Source organism: Niabella sp., from assembly GCF_030150205.1.
In the GTDB taxonomy this organism is placed as follows: Bacteria; Bacteroidota; Bacteroidia; order Chitinophagales; family Chitinophagaceae; genus Niabella.
On record NZ_JASLGT010000016.1, the window covers coordinates 61,616 to 80,343 of the forward strand.

The 18,728-nt window shown below is 43.8% G+C and carries 11 protein-coding genes; 9 read left to right on the forward strand and 2 right to left on the reverse strand.

The features are described from left to right. Positions 1–891 precede the first annotated feature (891 nt). The 3 genes from Q1V85_RS13410 (at position 892) to Q1V85_RS13420 (ending at position 6,270) form a co-directional block, all read left to right on the forward strand. On the forward strand, positions 892–4,947 hold the full coding sequence (locus Q1V85_RS13410; RefSeq protein WP_300600732.1) for an Ig-like domain-containing protein: 4,056 nt from the start codon (positions 892–894) through the stop codon (positions 4,945–4,947). A gap of 20 nt (positions 4,948–4,967) precedes the next feature. Then, positions 4,968–5,978, forward strand: a complete 1,011-nt coding sequence (locus Q1V85_RS13415) for a hypothetical protein (protein WP_300600734.1) — start codon at positions 4,968–4,970, stop codon at positions 5,976–5,978. 61 nt (positions 5,979–6,039) lie between these two features. After that, on the forward strand, positions 6,040–6,270 hold the full coding sequence (locus tag Q1V85_RS13420; RefSeq protein ID WP_300600736.1) for a hypothetical protein: 231 nt from the start codon (positions 6,040–6,042) through the stop codon (positions 6,268–6,270). Between the two features lie 854 nt (positions 6,271–7,124). Here the strand turns inward: Q1V85_RS13420 and Q1V85_RS13425 are convergent. Beyond that, entirely contained in the window at positions 7,125–7,745 is a 621-nt protein-coding gene (locus Q1V85_RS13425; RefSeq protein ID WP_300600738.1) for a dihydrofolate reductase family protein, read from the reverse strand. A 517-nt stretch (positions 7,746–8,262) separates the two neighbouring features. Continuing rightward, a complete protein-coding gene (locus tag Q1V85_RS13430; protein ID WP_300600740.1) occupies positions 8,263–9,240 on the reverse strand; it encodes a hypothetical protein in 978 nt (325 codons plus the stop codon). Between the two features lie 1,028 nt (positions 9,241–10,268). Here Q1V85_RS13430 and Q1V85_RS13435 point away from each other — a divergent pair. From Q1V85_RS13435 to Q1V85_RS13460, 6 genes are all read left to right on the forward strand, one after another. Then, positions 10,269–13,553, forward strand: a complete 3,285-nt coding sequence (locus tag Q1V85_RS13435; RefSeq protein ID WP_300600742.1) for a SusC/RagA family TonB-linked outer membrane protein — start codon at positions 10,269–10,271, stop codon at positions 13,551–13,553. Positions 13,554–13,564: 11 nt separating this feature from the next. After that, positions 13,565–15,055, forward strand: coding sequence for a RagB/SusD family nutrient uptake outer membrane protein (locus tag Q1V85_RS13440; protein WP_300600744.1), 1,491 nt, complete (start codon positions 13,565–13,567; stop codon positions 15,053–15,055). 14 nt (positions 15,056–15,069) lie between these two features. After that, a complete protein-coding gene (locus tag Q1V85_RS13445; protein ID WP_300600745.1) occupies positions 15,070–16,458 on the forward strand; it encodes a substrate import-associated zinc metallohydrolase lipoprotein in 1,389 nt (462 codons plus the stop codon). Positions 16,459–16,515: 57 nt separating this feature from the next. Beyond that, on the forward strand, positions 16,516–17,853 hold the full coding sequence (locus Q1V85_RS13450; protein ID WP_300600747.1) for a DUF4302 domain-containing protein: 1,338 nt from the start codon (positions 16,516–16,518) through the stop codon (positions 17,851–17,853). A 95-nt stretch (positions 17,854–17,948) separates the two neighbouring features. Beyond that, positions 17,949–18,443 (forward strand): asparaginase domain-containing protein, encoded by a 495-nt coding sequence (locus Q1V85_RS13455; RefSeq protein WP_300600749.1) that lies wholly within the window; start codon positions 17,949–17,951, stop codon positions 18,441–18,443. Between the two features lie 19 nt (positions 18,444–18,462). Then, positions 18,463–18,705: a hypothetical protein gene (locus tag Q1V85_RS13460; RefSeq protein ID WP_300600751.1), complete on the forward strand. Its 243-nt coding sequence runs from the start codon at positions 18,463–18,465 to the stop codon at positions 18,703–18,705. Positions 18,706–18,728: the final 23 nt, after the last annotated feature.

The window sequence follows — 18,728 nt, forward strand, 5'->3', positions numbered from 1 at the left end:
AACAAAGTCCTTAATGATTGCTACAAGTATGGGTTTAACAACCATGTATACATTTTTATCGCTACTGATTCCCCGTATCCCCGTTCGGAGGATTGGTTTTTCGATATAAAGCCCCAATCTGTGCATCTGTGGCTATATATCGATGCACTGAAACAACTTCCGTAATGATTGCTTCAAGTTATAAGCTGCTATAGAAAACGGCCAATGGTAAGTTGTTTCAACCCGGACGGGCTTCTGTTTTTCCTGAATAATGATAATTGTCGTGTAAAAAGAAAGGCCCTGCAAATCATGAAATTAAAGCTTAATAAAGGAGCGTTGTTACCAAAATTCAGGAATTCTTGCACTGTATTCTTTGGCGCTCCCTGCAGTTGCTGATACTTTTGCGCCAGAGGAAAAATAGTAGAATGCCAATTTTAATTTGAACGGATCCTTTCTTTTTTAAAAAGGGACTTATTTCAAAAAAAAGCAACACCGCAAATTCAGCGGTTCAATGAGCAACCAATCATTGTGACTGCATACGGATCGGCTGACTGTTTTCTACCGGTTTCATATTTCCCTAAACTACCCGCCTTCTAAATCCTGACAATGGGGTCGTTATGCCATATTGGTTGGCCATGCGATCAGTTGTTTGCGGATTTGTTAACACAAAAATGTAAAAAATGAAGGCAAAGAAAATCAAGAGAAAATGCAGTGTACACCACCTGTACGAACCGTTAACCGGGTATAACTCTTTTTGCGTGCGGATTCCCTAAACGTCCTGACGGCTTTTTCAAAAAGCAGATGGTCTTTGATCTCAGGCCGGTTTTCAAGCGGCCTTACCCCCTTTGGGGAAAGGCCGCCTCTTGCCCGGAATGAAGAATAATAAAAACACGAAACAGAAATAACTAAAAAATGAAAAAAGGATTAAAAATAGCAATGGTAGTGCTGCAGGTAGTAATTGCCGCTTCTATTGGTATACGCGCAACGGCTCAAACAAATATCGGAGGGGTAGATCTTGGTAATTTACCTAAATACCTGTTTGTATTTACGGATGGGAGTGCCGATGCTAACTGGCAAGGGGCAACAAAGGGATTTGTTGGTAATGTAGCCGTTAGCGGTACTGCCGGTTTCAGAACCTCTGGCGGCGTTCCATATGCAGGAACCATCAATACGAACGGAGCTTCCATTGGAGCCTGGAATAGTATCGTAACACAAAATTCAGCACAGGCGTCTGCCTCATTGAATCAAACGGCATTGATGACAAGCCTGGCTGCCGATTTTAACCGCGCACTCAATCAGATAAATAGCCTGGTTTCAACGGCTGGTTATAACGGCGTTAACTCTTCAATACTAAACGGTTTAAATACCCAGAATGGGATAGGAGAAACATTTGTAATACATATCAATGCCGGTCTTACGGTAAATTCAAAATTAACTGTAACCGGTGATGCCAATGATGTGTTTGTTATTGTATGGGATACGGATAATAACCCTGCGAACGGTTACCAGGGGCAAGTAAAGTATCAAAGTGGAGGCGCAATTGTGCCCGCAGGAGGTTTAAAACCTACGAATTTTATTCATGTGGCCGGCGATATCAATAGCAGTGGGGGCGGTAATAATCCTGCGGCCCCTTATCCCCAGGGCCCCCGGTTTAATAATGGTACAGGCAACCTGGTTGCCGGTGGTGCCGACTTCTCGGGCGGCGGTTTTTTTACGGGCTACTGGCTTACTACCGGTAATGCAAGTGGTGCCACCTCCTCTTTAAGTAATGGTATTTTTGTAGGGGGATGGTATTCATCCACCAAACAATTTTCCATGACCTCTGGTACCAGCGGTGTGTATGTGTCTGCTCCGGTTATTGCCCCGTCTGGTTTCAGCAAGCCCGATATCAACCGTACTACGGTAAACAAACAGATCCCGGGCTCTGTAGCAACCAATGATAAAGCGCCTGCGGGTATGACCCTTAGCTATTCGAACCCGGTAGCAATCAATGGCGCGGATGGACTGCCCAATCCTTCGGGTGCCATGCCCAGCCTGAATGCAGACGGTAGCTATACTTTTACGGCGACCGTAGCCGGTGTATATAGCTATAATGTTACCGTATGTACCAATACGGGTACCTGCCAGCCACAAAACCTCACCATTATTGTAACAGATGATGCCAGTGCGCAGAATCCCCCGATCGCCAATACGGATATTGCTGCCACCAGGGCTGGTACGGCGGTAGATATACCGGTACTGATCAATGATTATGTAGGTAATCCTGGTGGTACATTAGGTACACCCGGTATTACTGTGAACCCGCTGCATGGTACGGCTGCCATTGTAAACGGGCAACTGCGGTATACGCCTGCCACCGGTTTTGCGGGAAGAGACACGGTCGTTTACCAGGTTTGTGAAAGCCCCGGTGGTCTTTGCACGAAGGCCTATGCCATTATTGATGTAAAACCATTGGCAAACATCATCAATACCACCAGTGCTGCGGACGATTATAACGAAACACGTATTGGTGTAGCGGTAGGCGGCAATGTAAAAAACAATGATGTGGATGCAGAGGGTAATACGCAAAGCGTTATACCTCAGAATATCACCAATGGCTATGGTACCTTTGTACTGGATGCGAATGGTAAGTATACGTATACGCCTGCGGCGGGCTTTACCGGTACGGCGCAGTTTATGTATACCACTACTGATAATGGTAGCCCACAGGCTTCCGCACAGGCTACCTTGTATGTATATGTAAGCGGTAAGGTGTCCGGCTTCAGTAAACCGGATATTAACCGTACCAGGGTTAATCAGCTGATTCCCGGTTCGGTAGCTACCAACGACAAAGCGCCTGCGGGTATGACGCTTACGTATTCTAACCCGGTAGCGATCGACGGGGCAGATGGAAACCCCAACCCTTCGGCTGCCATGCCCAACCTGAATGCCGATGGTACCTATACGTTTACGGCGGCTGTAGCAGGGGTGTATAGCTATAATGTGAAGGTATGTACCAACACGGGTGTGTGTGAACAACAAAACCTGACCATTACCGTAACGGATGATGCTGGTACACAGAACCCGCCGATCGCCAATACGGATATCGCTTCCACCAGGGCGAGTGTTCCTGTGGATATACCGGTACTGGTGAATGATTATATAGGTAACCCTGGTGGTACATTGGGTACACCCGGTATTGCTACCAACCCGCTACATGGTACGGCTACTATTGTAAACGGGCTGCTGCATTACATACCCAATACTGGTTTTTCTGGAAGGGATACGGTGATCTACCAGGTATGTGAAAGCCCCGGTGGTCTTTGCACGAAGGCCTATGCGATCATTGACGTAAAACCTGCAGGAGCGGTGAATACCACCAGTGCTGCTGATGATTACGATCAAACCCGTATCGGTGTGGCGGTAAGCGGTAATGTGAAGACCAATGATGTGGATGCAGAAGGCAATACCCAAAGCGTTACACCGCAGAATATTACGAACAGCTATGGCACCTTTATACTGGATGCCAATGGTAACTATACGTATGCGCCTGCGGACGGTTTTACCGGTACGGCACAGTTTATTTACACCACTACGGATAACGGTACTCCCCAGGCTTCAGCACAGGCTACCTTGTATGTATACGTAAGTGGTAGGGTATCGGGCTTCAGCAATCCGGATGTGAACCGTACAACGGTGAATAAACAGATTCCTGGCTCCGTAGCTACCAACGATAAGGCACCTGCGGGTATGACATTGAGCTATTCCGACCTGGTAGCCATTGATGGGGCCGACGGGAATCCCAATCCATCAGGGGCGATGCCGAACCTGAATGCCGATGGTAGCTATACCTTTACGGCAGCAGTTACGGGGGTATATAGCTATAATGTGAAGGTATGTACCAACACCGGTGTATGTGAACAGCAAAACCTGACCATTACCGTAACGGATGATGCCGGCACGCAGAATCCCCCAATTGCGAATACAGATATTGCTTCCACCAGGGCGGATGTTCCTGTGGATATACCGGTACTGGTGAATGATTATATAGGTAACCCTGGTGGTACATTGGGTACACCCGGTATTGCCACCGACCCGCTGCATGGCACGGCTACTATTGTAAACGGGCTACTGCATTACATACCCAATACTGGTTTTTCTGGAAGAGATACGGTGATCTACCAGGTATGCGAAAGCCCGGGTGGTCTTTGCACTAAGGCGTATGCGATCATTGACGTAAAACCTGTGGGGGCGGTGAATACGACCAGTGCTGCGGATGATTATAATCAAACAATCCCGGGCGTAGCGGTAGGCGGTAATGTAAAAGACAATGATGTGGATGCCGAGGGCAATACCCAAAGCGTTACGCCTCAGAATATCACCAACAGCTATGGTACGTTTGTACTGGATGCGAATGGTAAATACACCTATACACCGGCCAACGGGTTTATTGGTACGGCACAATTTACGTATACTGCTATCGATAACGGTAACCCCCAGGCTTCCGCACAGGCTACTTTGTATGTGGCAGTGAAGGTAAACAGTATCCCGGACCTGGTTCCGCGGATCAAATTAAATCCCAACAATATTGTGGGCGCCAGCGATATAGAAGTAACGGTTGTTGTTGCGGAGATCGCGGATGTTATGTCTTCCGGGAAGATAACCTTATTCGTTGATAAACTGGCAATGTTTGGTGATGTTTCGTTTGATAATGCGGCTACCAGTAACTCGGCAAATGAGGCGTTAAGCAACAGTGTCTTTGCATTTGATGCTACAAGCAACCCGGATTTCTATATTATTACTACAGACGCAAACTTGAAAGATGATCTTAAAAGAGTGATGTTTAAGGTAAAAGCCAATCCTGGTGCTAAAACGGGGGTCACCCAGGTAAATGTTTCAATAAAGGCAGGTTCCGGCGGTGATCAGAACAATGTTAACAATGGATATTCTGCCGGTTTTCAGTATTTCTTTAAAACAACTCAACCGTAAACTATTTAAATCTACATACAATGAAAAAAAAGTTAATTATTTTAAGCCTGTTTTGCTCAGTTATTTCGGGGATGGCATTGGGCCAGGAGTGGGTGTTAAACAATGCGGATATGAACCCGGCCCCGGCTACGTTTCCCGGTGGTAAGGAAACCATTAGTTTTGATTTCTATCTTAAGAACAGCCCGACTCCGTCTTCAGGGTATGATTTCAAACAGAGTGGTAATAAGTCTGGCAGTATCACCATAACTTTTACGAAAATGAATCCCACCAGTATCCTTCCCCAGGGAACAGGTGCTGACTTATTTACCTGGACCATGTCCACTCAGGGAACGAATGAAAGTAAAACATATACCTGGAATGGAACGACCAAGAATGTTAATATGACTGATATAGGGAGCACACCTAGCAAGTATAAAATTACTTTTGCGAATGTTCCGGTAACCTATGCCGCTACGCAGGCAGAAAAAAATATCAGTGTATTTGGGGAGTTTACGGTGCCAACCGGTGCTCCGGCCGGGGTTGACAACGATCATAAAACCGGGGTAGCTACCTACAGCACTACCGCGCTTCCTGTGGCCTTCCAGTCTTATGAGGCTAAAATTGTGGGCAATAAACTGGTGGTTAACTGGACTACTGCAACAGAGAAGGATAATAAATATTTCGATATCGAGGTAATGGGCACGGATTCCATCTTCCGGTCCGCCGGCCGCGTAGAAACCAAGGCGGAGAACGGAACTTCTGATGCTGCTATTGCGTACAGCTTTGAGAAGGACCTGGCTACCGGAAGTACTTCATTAATGGGCATCGTTGTTTTTGCCGCGGGCTTTATACTGTTGCTGTTCAATCGTAAAAACAAGTTGCTGTATGCATTGCTGGTTGTTTGTGGTGTGGGCATGTCTACCATTTCCTGCCGCAAGAATGAGGTGGAAAAAATGAATAGGGAAGACAGCCGGAAACTGGTGCGGATCGTACAGGTAGATAAAGAAGGAGCGCAAGCCTTTTCAAAAGTGGCCGTAGCTGTTAAACAATAAGGTTTATCGTTAACGAAGATGCAATAAAAAGTTATTATTTAAAAAGGATGGGATTTATATCATGAAAGTACATTTTCACAACCGGGAGAGGAAGATGAGGTTCCGTTCCGAAACGGACCTGGTCCAATGGATGCGCAAACATGATCCGGAACCATCCAGGGATATTACAGATTTTATGGAGGGGTATAAAATGCGAAAATGGCTTTTTGAGCAGATAACATTAAATACCGCAACGGTCAATGATTTTGTATCGGGGCTGGTAAATAATGGCATTATTTCGATCCGAAAATAAAAAAGCCCTGGAATAATATTACCGGTACCTGATCCTACGTTTCCTTTTTATAGAACCGGGCGCATAGCAGGCATATTGCCGGGAGATTTCTTTTTGTGCAGTTTAAGAATTGGGGTACCTACGGGTATCCCTTTTTTGTTAAAGCCACAGAAGCACAGATATAAGGAACGTCTTTTGCCACAGGAACATAAAAAAACAGGAATATCGTTGCGCCGCCGTGTTCCACAAATCGCCCCGGTCACCCAGGGCAATACACCTACCGCCCCTGTAAATTTTCAGTGCTTCACTGTTTCAGTGGCATAACGCCGCAAATGAATGAGAGGTATATATAAAAAAATAAGAGGGAATACGATGATCTGGAAAGATCCTGTAGCCCTCTTAAGCCCTCTAAACCGTAATAAAAATAGTACGGTTTTAGAGTTGTTTTTTATTTATTCGATGAAATGCCCCTGATTGTCGCCACATGGCCGGGAAATGACGCCCGGGGGGCGTTTTAATAATAAACCGGTATCCATTTTATTGAAATGCCTCCCAATGGTTTGTGGAAACACAAACCACAGCATAGCCACGGTCAGTGTCTCCACTGACCGGAAGGAGAGCAACCATTTATATAATAATTTTGATACCTGTTTATTATAAGGCTTCGTTGACTCTTTCCAACAGGATGGTGATCGGGGGGCTTTTGCCCGGTGTCTCCTGAAAGGAATGGGAGCTAGAATAGATAACAAAGACGCAGGGGCCTCTCACGGAAACCCCTGCTGGAAAAATAATAAATATATCATCCCGGACCTGTTCCGGGATCTATTCCTGTTTCAGGATCTCTTCTTATTTGCCGCTTTTAGTGGATAACGCGCTTATTTCTTCGTCAGTTTGTATCGCAGGTGTGTGGTCAGGTCTGATGGGATGACCTCTATAATCTGAATATCATATTTGTCTTTGTCCATGCCGTCAAACAGCCGGATACCGGTTCCTAAAAAAACAGGAGCAATATGAATGAAAAATTCGTCGATAAGACCCGCATTCAGAAATTGCTGAATGGTGTTGGCCCCGCCCTGTATTCTTATATCTTTTCCATTGGCAGATTTTTTTGCCTTTTCTAATGCGCTTTCTATGCCGTCATTGATAAAATAAAAAGTGGTGGATCCCTTTTGAACCCAGGGCTCCCTTTTTTCATGTGTGAGCACGTACACATCGGCTTCGTATAAATCTTCTGCCCAATGCACTGCTCCCTCTTCAAACATGCGCTTTCCCATAATGTAGGCACCGGTTCTTGCAAACACCTCATCAATGAGTTTGCTGTCTGCGCCGTATTCTTCACCGCCCTCCACTTTGATGTGTTTCCAGAAAGCTTTTTGTTTAAACATCCAGCTATGCAATTTTCCGGAAACGCCGCCCATAGGATTATCCGGACCTCTGTTATCGCCCGCAAAAAAGCCATCCAGTGATATACCGCTGTCAAAAATGATTTTGCCCATAATCTTTATTTATTGTTCGTTCAACGTTGATTTTTTTTGGCTTGGTGCAGGAACCCCCCATTTTATTTTAAAGCTAAGTTATACAAGTTACGTGTATCATAAAGATTGCAAATGCGACATACTAAAAGGCTGATTGCGACAACAACCGTTTTTGAAGGTGATAGCCGCCGGCCGGTGCCTGCCGGCTGCTGTATATACACAACTTAAGGATGTGGAAATAGAAACGAACGGACTGCTTTCATACGACAGGAAGGTAATGAAGATGCCTGAAACGATTTCGTGGGAATTACATCAGGAGTTGTACCGATGCTCCCAGTAGATTTAGCAAGACTTCTGTCTGTATATTTTTACGGTGTGCATATTTTATCCTAAGCTGCTGCAATTTTTTTATTACGATACTAAGACAATTAAGCACTAAAACTTCTTTTTCGCGCGCCGAAAAAAAGTAAGACTTCCGGGCAATGGATGCAGGTACGGTAATATCTTTTTCGTTTTTAAAAATTCAGCGGCCCGCATTCTATTTGCCCAGCATGTTTTTCAGCTTCGCGAAATCAATAGCATTTTTTATGTTGGCTATATTCGCTTCAAATACCGGGTCGCCGTGCGCTATTTTATATACAACAGTAAAAAATTGCGGTGATGATTTTGGCAGATTTTTCCGGTAGTAGGCAAGGTTGGGTATTACAGCAATAAATGAACCCGGGGTGCCCTCTTCAACAAATTTTTCGAACCATTCTTCTTCATTCCACATACAGATTGCCGGTTTCATCAATTCTGTTTCCGGTTTTTTTAAATACACCGCTATATTGTCCAGGAACTTGCTGATATACGCTTTTTCTCCCGGGCTGTCCTGTAATGCCTGCTCTAATCTTTTCTTTTGTATTCGTACATATTCTTTCTGGCTGAGATAGGAGAAAGGAAGCGTATCATTATAGGTGATCAGCCAGCGATATTCTTTTATTTTATTTTCCAGGTGGTTGTCGCCTACCACCTCATCCCCTAAAAAGTAATAGCCATCTTTCTTTTCCGGTCGCCTTTTCAGTTTTAAATAACCCCGGGGATCATCCGCAGGGAGGTTTGCAGCATATAAATTGTCTAATGAGTAAATCACATTAGCCGTTATATTAACGGTCGTGGGAGTGGAATTGTCCACATAGTACCTGGATTTGTCAGCATCACATAAATACCGGAGCACATACATTGCGTAATGATACGGATCGGCAATGAATGTTTGACCGGTACCCGGATATTTTCCGTAAACAGTGCTATAAGAAATTTCGCATCCCACCGGTTTATAATTAGTGGAAACCATTTTGTGGATCGTAGCGGTTAACGATTTTTCTTTTATTAAGTCTGCTGCGCTTATATTAATGACAGATCCCTGTGGCCCGGCTTTCCATGTGCCGGGTTTTTGTTGCAGCATTTCTTTGCTGCAATCCTGGGCCTGCAACCACAGTGGAAACATACAACAGGCAATTAGCGTTTTGTATTTCATATACCTTTTTTATTGATCATATTTCGTGATTGCTGTATTACAATCCGGATATTGCTGATTTTGGCGCTGCGATGGCCGCTTCAATTTTTGCCGCTTTAATATTTGCCAATATAATTCTGGCCTGATTCCCTTTCAATGAATGATTTCAACCCGCAGCCATATGGGGGCTCATACCATTCATGGCCCGCTGCATTTCCTTCAGCATCCCCGCCATTTCTTTTTAGGTGGCTTGTCTTTTTGCTTCTGCCTGGGCTGGCTGAAAGCAATGATCGCAATCTGCAACAGCATGTTCGGCAGAAAATATTTTCTCATTGTCTTGATTTTTTATAGGAGTAGCATCCCTTTTGGTAAAAGTCAGTTAAATGTGAGGTAAACCTAAGTATCTTTTTTGTAAAAAAATATCCCTAAAAAATGGGATATTTTATTTAGCAAGCTAACAGCTACATATGCAGCAGTAGTCAAGAGGCGATGTCAATGTGCTTGTCATTCTGGCTAGCTGGTTCTTTTCAAAAGATCCAAAACGGGCATTTGATATTAAGTTGTTTCAAAGATTTTGAAATGGTTTGTAATTGAATGCTTTTAAAGCAGGAGCCCGCAGGTTTACGGAAATGCTACTATGATTTGAACATTGATGCGCTTTGGCTTCTTTATGGCTCTTTAATTGGTACATCATTGTATTTTGTGTAATAGGACTGTTTTGAAAATAATTTAATAAAAGCTTTATTAATATAGAATTTTCGCTAATGTTGTTTAATTTCATTTATTTTTTTAGAAATTTTCAAAAATAATTGTAATGTTATTTTTATATTAAATTTTCATTGCCCTATTTTTACTTCTTTATAAAATACAATAAAGAGGATTGCTTTATGGGATTAATGCTTGCTGTTCGGGGCGATAAATTTATTGCTCCCGGTTTAAAATTTTCAGGCCATTACAAATATCTTAGGCGGACTTTTCTTGCATTCTGTGCTTTTTTCGTCTGTATTGGATCCAATGTTTTTGCACAGGATGTAAAACATGTTAGTGGGTTGGTTGTAGACGAACAGGGCGACTTGTTGCGAGGTGTTACTGTGCACATCATCCATTCCAACCAAAAGCGGACCACTGATGAAAACGGAACGTTTACCATTGATGTGGTTAAAGGTTATATCCTTGAATTTACACATGTGGGCAAGGTTAAAAAAACAATTGTATATGATAACGAGCCCGAATTGAAAATTGTGTTGCAGGAGGATGATAAAAGTAAATTGGATGAAGTAATTGTGTCTACCGGTTATCAGAATGTAGACAAAAAAATGTTCACGGGCTCTTCTGCCACAATATCAGCAAAAGACGCACTGCGAAATGGTATCCCTGATGTGTCCAGGATGTTGGAAGGACAGGCCGCGGGTGTTTCCGTGCAGAATGTGTCAGGGACCTTTGGTGCGGCCCCCAAGATTCAGATACGTGGTGCAACTTCGCTTTCCGGCGATAATAAGCCGCTTTTCGTAATCGATGGCATTATTTTGCAGGATATCGTAAACATTTCTAATGAAGCGCTTTCTACGGGGGACGCCAATACATTAATAGGCTCATCTGTAGCCGGGTTGAACCCCGATGATATTGAAACCATTACCATTTTAAAAGACGCTGCGGCAACTTCTATGTATGGGGCACGTGCAATGAACGGTGTGGTAGTAATTACTACAAAAAAAGGCCGTAATACACAAGGACGCGCCGCTGTTAGCTACACAGGAAATTTTACTACTTTTTTAAAACCCAGTTACAACCGGTTCGATATCATGAATTCCGCCGAGCAAATGTCAGTAATGCTGGAGCTGGAAAATAAAGGATATTTTAATCATAGCCAGGTGTCCAGGGCACCAACGGGAGGGGTCTTTTATAAGATGTACAATAAGATGTATGATTATGATGAGGCCACGAATACATTTGCTTTGAAGAATACACTTGAGGAACGACTACAATTCCTGGAGCGATATGCAAAGGCAAATACGGACTGGTTTGATGTATTATTCAAAAACTCTCTGATGCAGGAGCATTCGGTAAGTGTAATGATGGGAACAGACAAGGCTCAATCTTATTTTTCCACCAGCTTTTTAAATGATAACGGACAAACCATCGCCGACAAGGTTAAACGATATACGGCCAATTTCAGAACAACGATAAAAGTAAATGAACGGCTGAATCTTGAGTTTGGGGGTAATGGTTCAATCCGTGATCAACGGGCTCCCGGAACGCTTACCCGGGCATCTGATCCCGTTTATGGACAGTATTCCAGGGATTTTGATATTAACCCGTATTCCTATGCAATCAATACCAGCCGGTTGATTACTCCATACGATGAAAACGGGAACTTTGAGTATTTTACCCGCAATTATGCACCGTTCAATATCCTGAACGAGCTGGATAAAAACTACCTGGAGCTGGGCGTGCAGGACCTGCAGGTTCGGGCCGGTATAAAATACAAAATAATACCGGGGCTGGTTTACTCTTTTGACGCATCATACCGGTATGCAGTTACCAAAAGGCAGCATTATATAAAAGAAGGCTCGAACATGGCCGAAGCCTTCCGTGCAGATGGAGACGCATCGGTTGCTGAAGGGAACAGGAATCTTTATTCGGATCCGGATAATCCCAACGCGCTGCCTGTTGTTGTATTACCACAAGGTGGATTCTATAACGTTAATGACAACAATCTTAAACATTTTTATGTAAGGAATGCGCTCGACTATGACAGGCAGATCGGCAATGATCACCGGATAAAATTATACGGAATGGCAGAAGCCAGTTCTCTTGAAAGACAATATTCAAATTTTACCGGAGTGGCCTATCAATATGAAAATGGCGGGCTGGTAAATCCTAATTATCGTTTTTTTAAGAAAATGATTGAAGGAGGAGATGCCTATTTTGGGATGAGTTATGGATACGAAAGACTGGCTGCTTTTGCTTTTAAACCGGCCTATTCCTTTAAAGAGCGGTATGTTTTTAATGGTAGTATCCGGTACGATGGTTCCAATAAAATGGGCCGATCGGAAGTGGCCCGGTGGCAACCAACATGGAATACCTCCCTGGCCTGGGATATAGACCGGGAGCCCTTTTTTAATCGTGATAAGAATCTATTATCCGCAGCCCGTTTACGCGCCACTTATGGTTTGGTGGGCAATATGGGCAATGCCACAAACTCTTCCGCCGTTTTTTACAACCGCATCACATACCGCCCGTATGAGAATGAAAAGGAACCCGTAACATACATCAGTAGTCTTGAGAATTCTGAACTCACCTGGGAAAAATTGTACGAGTTTAACCTGGGTACCGATCTTTCTTTTTTTAAGAATAAGGTTAACCTGACGGTTGACGTATATAAGCGAAACATTTTTGATCTCATCGGCCCTATCCGTACATCCGGCATCGGGGGCGAATTTACCAAGTACGCCAACTATGGTAAAATGAGCTCAAAAGGGCTGGAGGTAACCCTGGGCGGCAATCCCATCAGCCACACAGATGGTTTTAAGTGGCGTACCCAGTTCAATTTTGGTTTGAACAAAAGCAAAATCACAGAGCTAAAGGTAAACCCCAATATCTGGACAATGGTGCGGGCTGAGGGCGGCACACAGGAAGGCTATCCGCAACGTGGATTGTTTTCTGTACGGTTTGATGGCCTGGACCCCACGTATGGATATCCGACTTATATTGGTACAAACGGGAAAAAGGATGCTTATGTATACCTGCAAAGCACGGATATCGGTTATCTTAAATACGAAGGTCCGGTGGACCCCGCTTTTACAGGAGGGTTCTTCAACCGGGCCGAATACAAAGGATTTTCATTATCCGTACTCTTTACATTTGCCGCGGGAAATTATATAAGGTTACAGCCAACGTACACCGCATCATACAATGATATGGTAGCCATGTCTAAAGATGTAGTGAATCGCTGGATTATCCCAGGCGATGAAAAAAGAACCAATATTCCCTCCCTGCTGGACCAGTTTGCAATAAGCAATTCCGTTCGAAGGGGCGATGGTACAACGGTAAGCGCGGTTTATCCTTATAATGTATACAACTATTCAGATCAAAGAGTAGCTAAAGGCGATTTTATTAGGCTCAAAAATGTATCCATTGCGTATATGCTGCCCAAAGCGCTATCCACGCGTATGGGGCTTCAAAATCTTCAGTTTGCATTGGTGGGTAATAATATTGCATTGCTTTATTCAGATAAAAAACTGAATGGTGCAGATCCGGAGTTTTTCAACAATGGCGGCGTGGCCATGCCGATCCCAAAACAATACACATTCTCCGTTAAAGCGGGTTTTTAATCGATTATATTATGAAGAAAGTAAAATTATCCATTTTAGGTACCGTTATACTGGCGGCCTTCCTGGCCTCGTGTAGTAAATTTCTGGATAAAAACCCGGACATGAGGGCCGAAATTAACAGCGTTGACAAAGTTGCACAGCTGCTGGTTTCTGCTTATCCCGAAAGAGACTACATCACTTTTGCAGAAGTGGCATCGGACAATGTAGAAGATAAATCAGCCGCATTGGCAACGTATAACAATGAGCCTTTCCCAACTTTATATAACTGGAATGAAATGCTGGAAGATATTAACGGCTCTCCTGTAAAATACTGGAATGCTGCATATGTAGCCATTGCCGCAGCGAACCAGGCGCTTGCATCTATTAGCGAGTATCATTTGGGCGCAGGTGCAGATCAGTATCGCGGAGAAGCGCTGGTAGCCCGGGCTTACGCACATTTTATGTTGGTTGTCTTTTTTGCAAAAACGTACGAGCCGGGTGGTGCCAATAGTTCGCCTGGTGTGCCCTATGTAGATGAGCCGGAAACGGTGGCAATAAAGCAATACAGCCGGGGTACTGTGGCGTCTGTTTACGAACATATTGAAAAAGATCTTACAGAAGGGTTACCTCTGCTTACAGCCGGAAAATGGGAGGTACCCAAATATCATTTTAATTCCCAGGCGGCCCATGCTTTTGCCGCAAGGTTTTACCTGTTTAAAGGGGAATGGGATAAAGTAATTCAACACGTATCCGCAATTTTGCCGGCGAATGATTTTAAGGAAAACATCCGGCAATATAACGGCTCTTTGTACAACCTCACTTATACCGAACATCGCATAGAATATACCAAGGCCGATAAATCATGGAACCTGCTTTTAGCCAATACCTATTCCAATTTTCAAAGAGGGAGTTCCTCCATTGGCGCCGCAGGAAATGCACGTTATAGCTTTGGAGAACTGAAAAAAAACCTCTATGGTAAAACTACTGTATTTGGCGCACCTTTCAGGAACCGGTACGGCGTATACACCGCTCCTAATTATACCACCAACAAGTACAACGAATATTTTTACTATACGAATGTAGCTGCGGGTATAGGATATCCTTATATCATGATGCCGCTGTTTACCATGGATGAAGCATTACTGAATCGGGCAGAGGCGTATATACAGAAAAGCCAATATGATGCGGCCATTGCTGATCTGAATACATTTGCCAGTACGCGTATTGTGGGTTATGATGCTTCGAAGCACGCCCTTACAATAGACAAGGCCAGGAGCTTTTTTAATGAACCGAACGACAAAAGCGCGCTTATTAAAGCGCTGCTGGAAACAAAGCAAATCGCTTTTATGCAGGAAGGCATCCGGTGGCTGGATATTCTGCGGCATAAACTTGCTGTAAAGCATAACTATATTGCCACCGATGGCACAGAAACGTTTCAAACGCTGGGGCCTGATGATAACCGGCGTGTGTTCCAGATTCCTCAGGATGCAAAACTTTCCGGGGTAGCTTCCAACCCAAGATAAAAATGATTTCAAAGATGAAAAATAATTTAATTATCATAACCGCTTTATTGCTGCTGTTTGTATCCTGTCGCAGAAGTGATGCCAACCTGGATGTAGATCTTAGTACCTATAATCCCGATAGCTATGTGCCCGATCCTGTAATTGACAAATGGCTGAGCGATAGTATCAACAATCCGTATAATATTCAAACCGTTTACCGTTTTGAAAGAAATCTTACAGACGTAAGCAAGGATATTTCGCCCATTACCTTAAACAGGGTAATACCTACCATGCAGGCGGTACTGCGCATTTTTCTTAAACCTTATGAGAAAATAGCCGGCCCCGCTTTTATAAAGAAGCTTACCCCTAAACAGTATGTGCTCTACGGTTCACCTTCTTACAACGCCGATGGAAGCATCATATTGGGCACGGCCGATGGTGGCCGGCGCGTGGTGTTGTACGAACTAAATAGTATCGATTTTTCGAATGGCGAGCAGGTGCGCAGGAAAATACGTACCATCCATCACGAGTTTACCCATATTCTCAATCAGAACATTCTTATTCCGCCGGAATTTGAGCAGGTAACAAAAGCCGATTATGATGCAGACTGGACCAATAAGGCCAATACCGATTCACTTGCCCAGGCGCTGGGCTTTGTATCCCGTTATGCCCGCAGCAATTATAAGGAAGATTTTGCTGAAATGACCGCGCACCTGCTGGTGCAGGGCCCCGTATGGTTTAATAATTACGTGAATACCGCCAATGCAGACGCAAAAGCAAAACTGCTGGCCAAAGAAAAGCTGGTGAGAGACTATTTCAGATCCTTCTACTCCATAGAATTTGGTGCGCTGCAGGCCGAAGTACAAAAAGTATTGAAGGAAACGTATAACGTTCAGGATCCGGAAGATGTTACCCGAACCCTGCCTCAGTGGTTATTGAATAATAAAGTGAGCACTATTACATATGACCCAGCGGCTGGTCACTATACTACTTATGGAAGCTCTGCATCGTTTACAACCGTGTATAACAATTATAAAAATGCCATCACCGCATTGAGCAGAACACTGGATAGTATTCAGTTCTTATTTCCTGCATCGGGGAAAATGATTTTCAGGGCTTATTACAGGAGCGGAAGTACGAAATATGCGGCAGACTATGACTTTAATTATACCGTAAACGCCGTAAGCGGCCTGGTCGTATTTACAAAATCATTACCGGAGGGCACCGGCGGTAATTACACGAATACATCGGTACAACCACCGTTTGAGCAATATATGCTGCCGTACCTTACAGCCAGGCAATTTATTGCGGCCTGGCTTCCCGCAACATTACCGCCGACCAGTCCGGACTACAGAACGTTTGGAGGATTTTATGTAAACGGCACCCCATCTAATTACTTCTACGGTCCGATGGTATTAAAATAAAATTTACGGCAGGTTTGCTATCCCGGCGAACCTGCCATACAAGAAACTGAAACAGAAATGAACAAAATAGTTGTTATCTTATTGGTTGCATTGATTGCAAATGGTTGCCGGAAGAACGACGTGGCATTGGTAAACGGGGGGCTGCCCGAAGAAAGAATGGCCGAACGTTTAGCTGAGCTGAGAAGTCAGTTAACCGGTGCCCAAAATGGCTGGCTGGCATCCCTTACAACTACTGCCGGGGGTGGTTATGGCTTTTATATGAAGTTTGGGGCCGATGAAAAAGTGATTATGATGGGCGACCTGAATAATAATACGGCTACCCAGTCCCAGGTTTCCACATATCGCGTAAAGTGGGTAATGAACGCCTCCCTGATATTTGATACGTACAATTATGTTACCTTACTTCAGGATCCCGTTCCAGGTGCCTACGGTGGCAAGGCCAGTAGCGGATATAAAAGTGATATAGAGTTTGAATACATACGCTCCTCCGGAGATTCCCTTATCCTTCAGGGAAAAAAATATCGGAATTACCTGTTCCTTGTAAAAGCTACGGCGGCACAGGCAACTGCCTATCAGCAGGGGAAACTGGCAGATAAAATAAAAGATGTACAGAATTATTTTGGTACCCATTTTAATAATTATGTTACTATTGGCGGTATCGTTAATAAAGTGTCTTTTGTGGTTAGTGATGATAAACGTGTTTCCGTTCAGTATGCAGACCCCAAGGACAGTGTTATTACGGTAAACAGTAAATTTAATTTTAATCTGGATGGAATAGGCTTTGCAGATGATTTTATCGTAAATGGCGTTAAATTTAAAAATGGCGTTATGAGCGATGGCGTTTTGAAACTTTACGATGACAAAGGAACGGAATATACGGTTGCTCAAAATGCTACCCCTGTGATTCCGCTCCGGATACTATTTGCCTATAATAAAACGTACAATTCGATAATGATACCCGGCAAGGCGTTGCCAGCAGGTATTACATCAAATTTTAACAGTGTGTATGCCGGGTTAATTAGCCGGTATTCAGGTAGTTCCGGAGGCCCAAGAACAATCGACAGCGTTGAGTTCCGGCTGTCTTCAGGCGCTACCGCCCTGGTTCGGATCTGGTATTGGAACAGCACAAATACGAGTCACTTGCTGGCAGATGCCTCCTTTGATTATACGTATGATAATGGCATTGTTACATTATCCAATTACACACCATCCGTCTCAAACACGAACTGGACAGTCGGTGTAACTAATGGCTGGATTGGAGCATTCTTGACATGGTTTCAAAGCGGTCCCTTTAAAATAGATTGGGTAGCGGCTTCCGGCGGCCAGAATTTGGGAGGGTTATACATGGTTTCTGATCCCGCCAGCTTTTATTATGGAGAGCTGAAAAAACGATAACCGTATCGATTGTTTTTTTACGCAAGAAGAAGCCGGAATCGTTGATTCTCCACCGCCTCTATAAGTTCATGAACGAAGATTAAACCATTGGATATATGACCATTCGGATTTTTATTACAGGTGGCACATTTGACAAAGAATACAATATGCTGAACGGGCGGTTGTATTTTAAAGACACACATATGCACGAACTACTGGATAACGGAAGGAACCAGGTGCCTGTAACGATCAGCAAATTAATGATGGTTGATAGTCTTGAAATCACTCAACAACAGCTCGATGTAATTGTTCAAGAGTGTAAACAATGTGAAGAAGAGCATATTGTTATTACGCATGGTACCGATACCATGGACCAAACGGCGAAAGCACTGGCCCAAAGGATAACCAATAAAACCATTGTGCTTACCGGTGCGATGATTCCTATCCGATTTGGTAGTTCCGATGGTTTATTTAATATAGGAAGTGCCCTGGCATTTGCACAAACACTTTCACATGGCGTATTTATTGTGATGAATGGCCGCTATTTTAATTGGAATAACGTTAGAAAGAATAAACAAACCGGAATATTTGAAGAGCTGAAGGACGTATGAAATGGCTTATCAGTAATATATGAAGACATTTTTCTATGTTACGGTGATTTTATGCCTTTTTTCCGGTAGTAAAAATAGAGACAATGCGGGTTCAGGTAGTTTGAAAGCAACGTTTGTTGCTGCTGCAACGAATCAGCAACGTCTCTTCATATCACCACGTGTATCTGACAATGGCATTAGCACCACGTTGAATATAAAATCGTATAACGCTAAAACAGGGGAGGTGGCCAACTTGGGCAAAGCCGAAGCCCAAAACAGATAGTATGTGAAAGTTTTTGAAACTCA

What these genes read in the sequence shown, in the direction of transcription:
- Q1V85_RS13410 (WP_300600732.1), top strand. Translation starts at nt 892, where the DNA reads ATGAAAAAAGGATTAAAAATAGCAATGGTAGTGCTGCAGGTAGTAATT.
- Q1V85_RS13415 (WP_300600734.1), top strand. Translation starts at nt 4,968, where the DNA reads ATGAAAAAAAAGTTAATTATTTTAAGCCTGTTTTGCTCAGTTATTTCG.
- Q1V85_RS13425 (WP_300600738.1), bottom strand. Translation starts at nt 7,745, where the DNA reads ATGGGCAAAATCATTTTTGACAGCGGTATATCACTGGATGGCTTTTTT.
- Q1V85_RS13460 (WP_300600751.1), top strand. Translation starts at nt 18,463, where the DNA reads ATGAAGACATTTTTCTATGTTACGGTGATTTTATGCCTTTTTTCCGGT.
- Q1V85_RS13440 (WP_300600744.1), top strand. Translation starts at nt 13,565, where the DNA reads ATGAAGAAAGTAAAATTATCCATTTTAGGTACCGTTATACTGGCGGCC.
- Q1V85_RS13445 (WP_300600745.1), top strand. Translation starts at nt 15,070, where the DNA reads ATGAAAAATAATTTAATTATCATAACCGCTTTATTGCTGCTGTTTGTA.
- Q1V85_RS13430 (WP_300600740.1), bottom strand. Translation starts at nt 9,240, where the DNA reads ATGAAATACAAAACGCTAATTGCCTGTTGTATGTTTCCACTGTGGTTG.
- Q1V85_RS13450 (WP_300600747.1), top strand. Translation starts at nt 16,516, where the DNA reads ATGAACAAAATAGTTGTTATCTTATTGGTTGCATTGATTGCAAATGGT.
- Q1V85_RS13420 (WP_300600736.1), top strand. Translation starts at nt 6,040, where the DNA reads ATGAAAGTACATTTTCACAACCGGGAGAGGAAGATGAGGTTCCGTTCC.
- Q1V85_RS13455 (WP_300600749.1), top strand. Translation starts at nt 17,949, where the DNA reads ATGACCATTCGGATTTTTATTACAGGTGGCACATTTGACAAAGAATAC.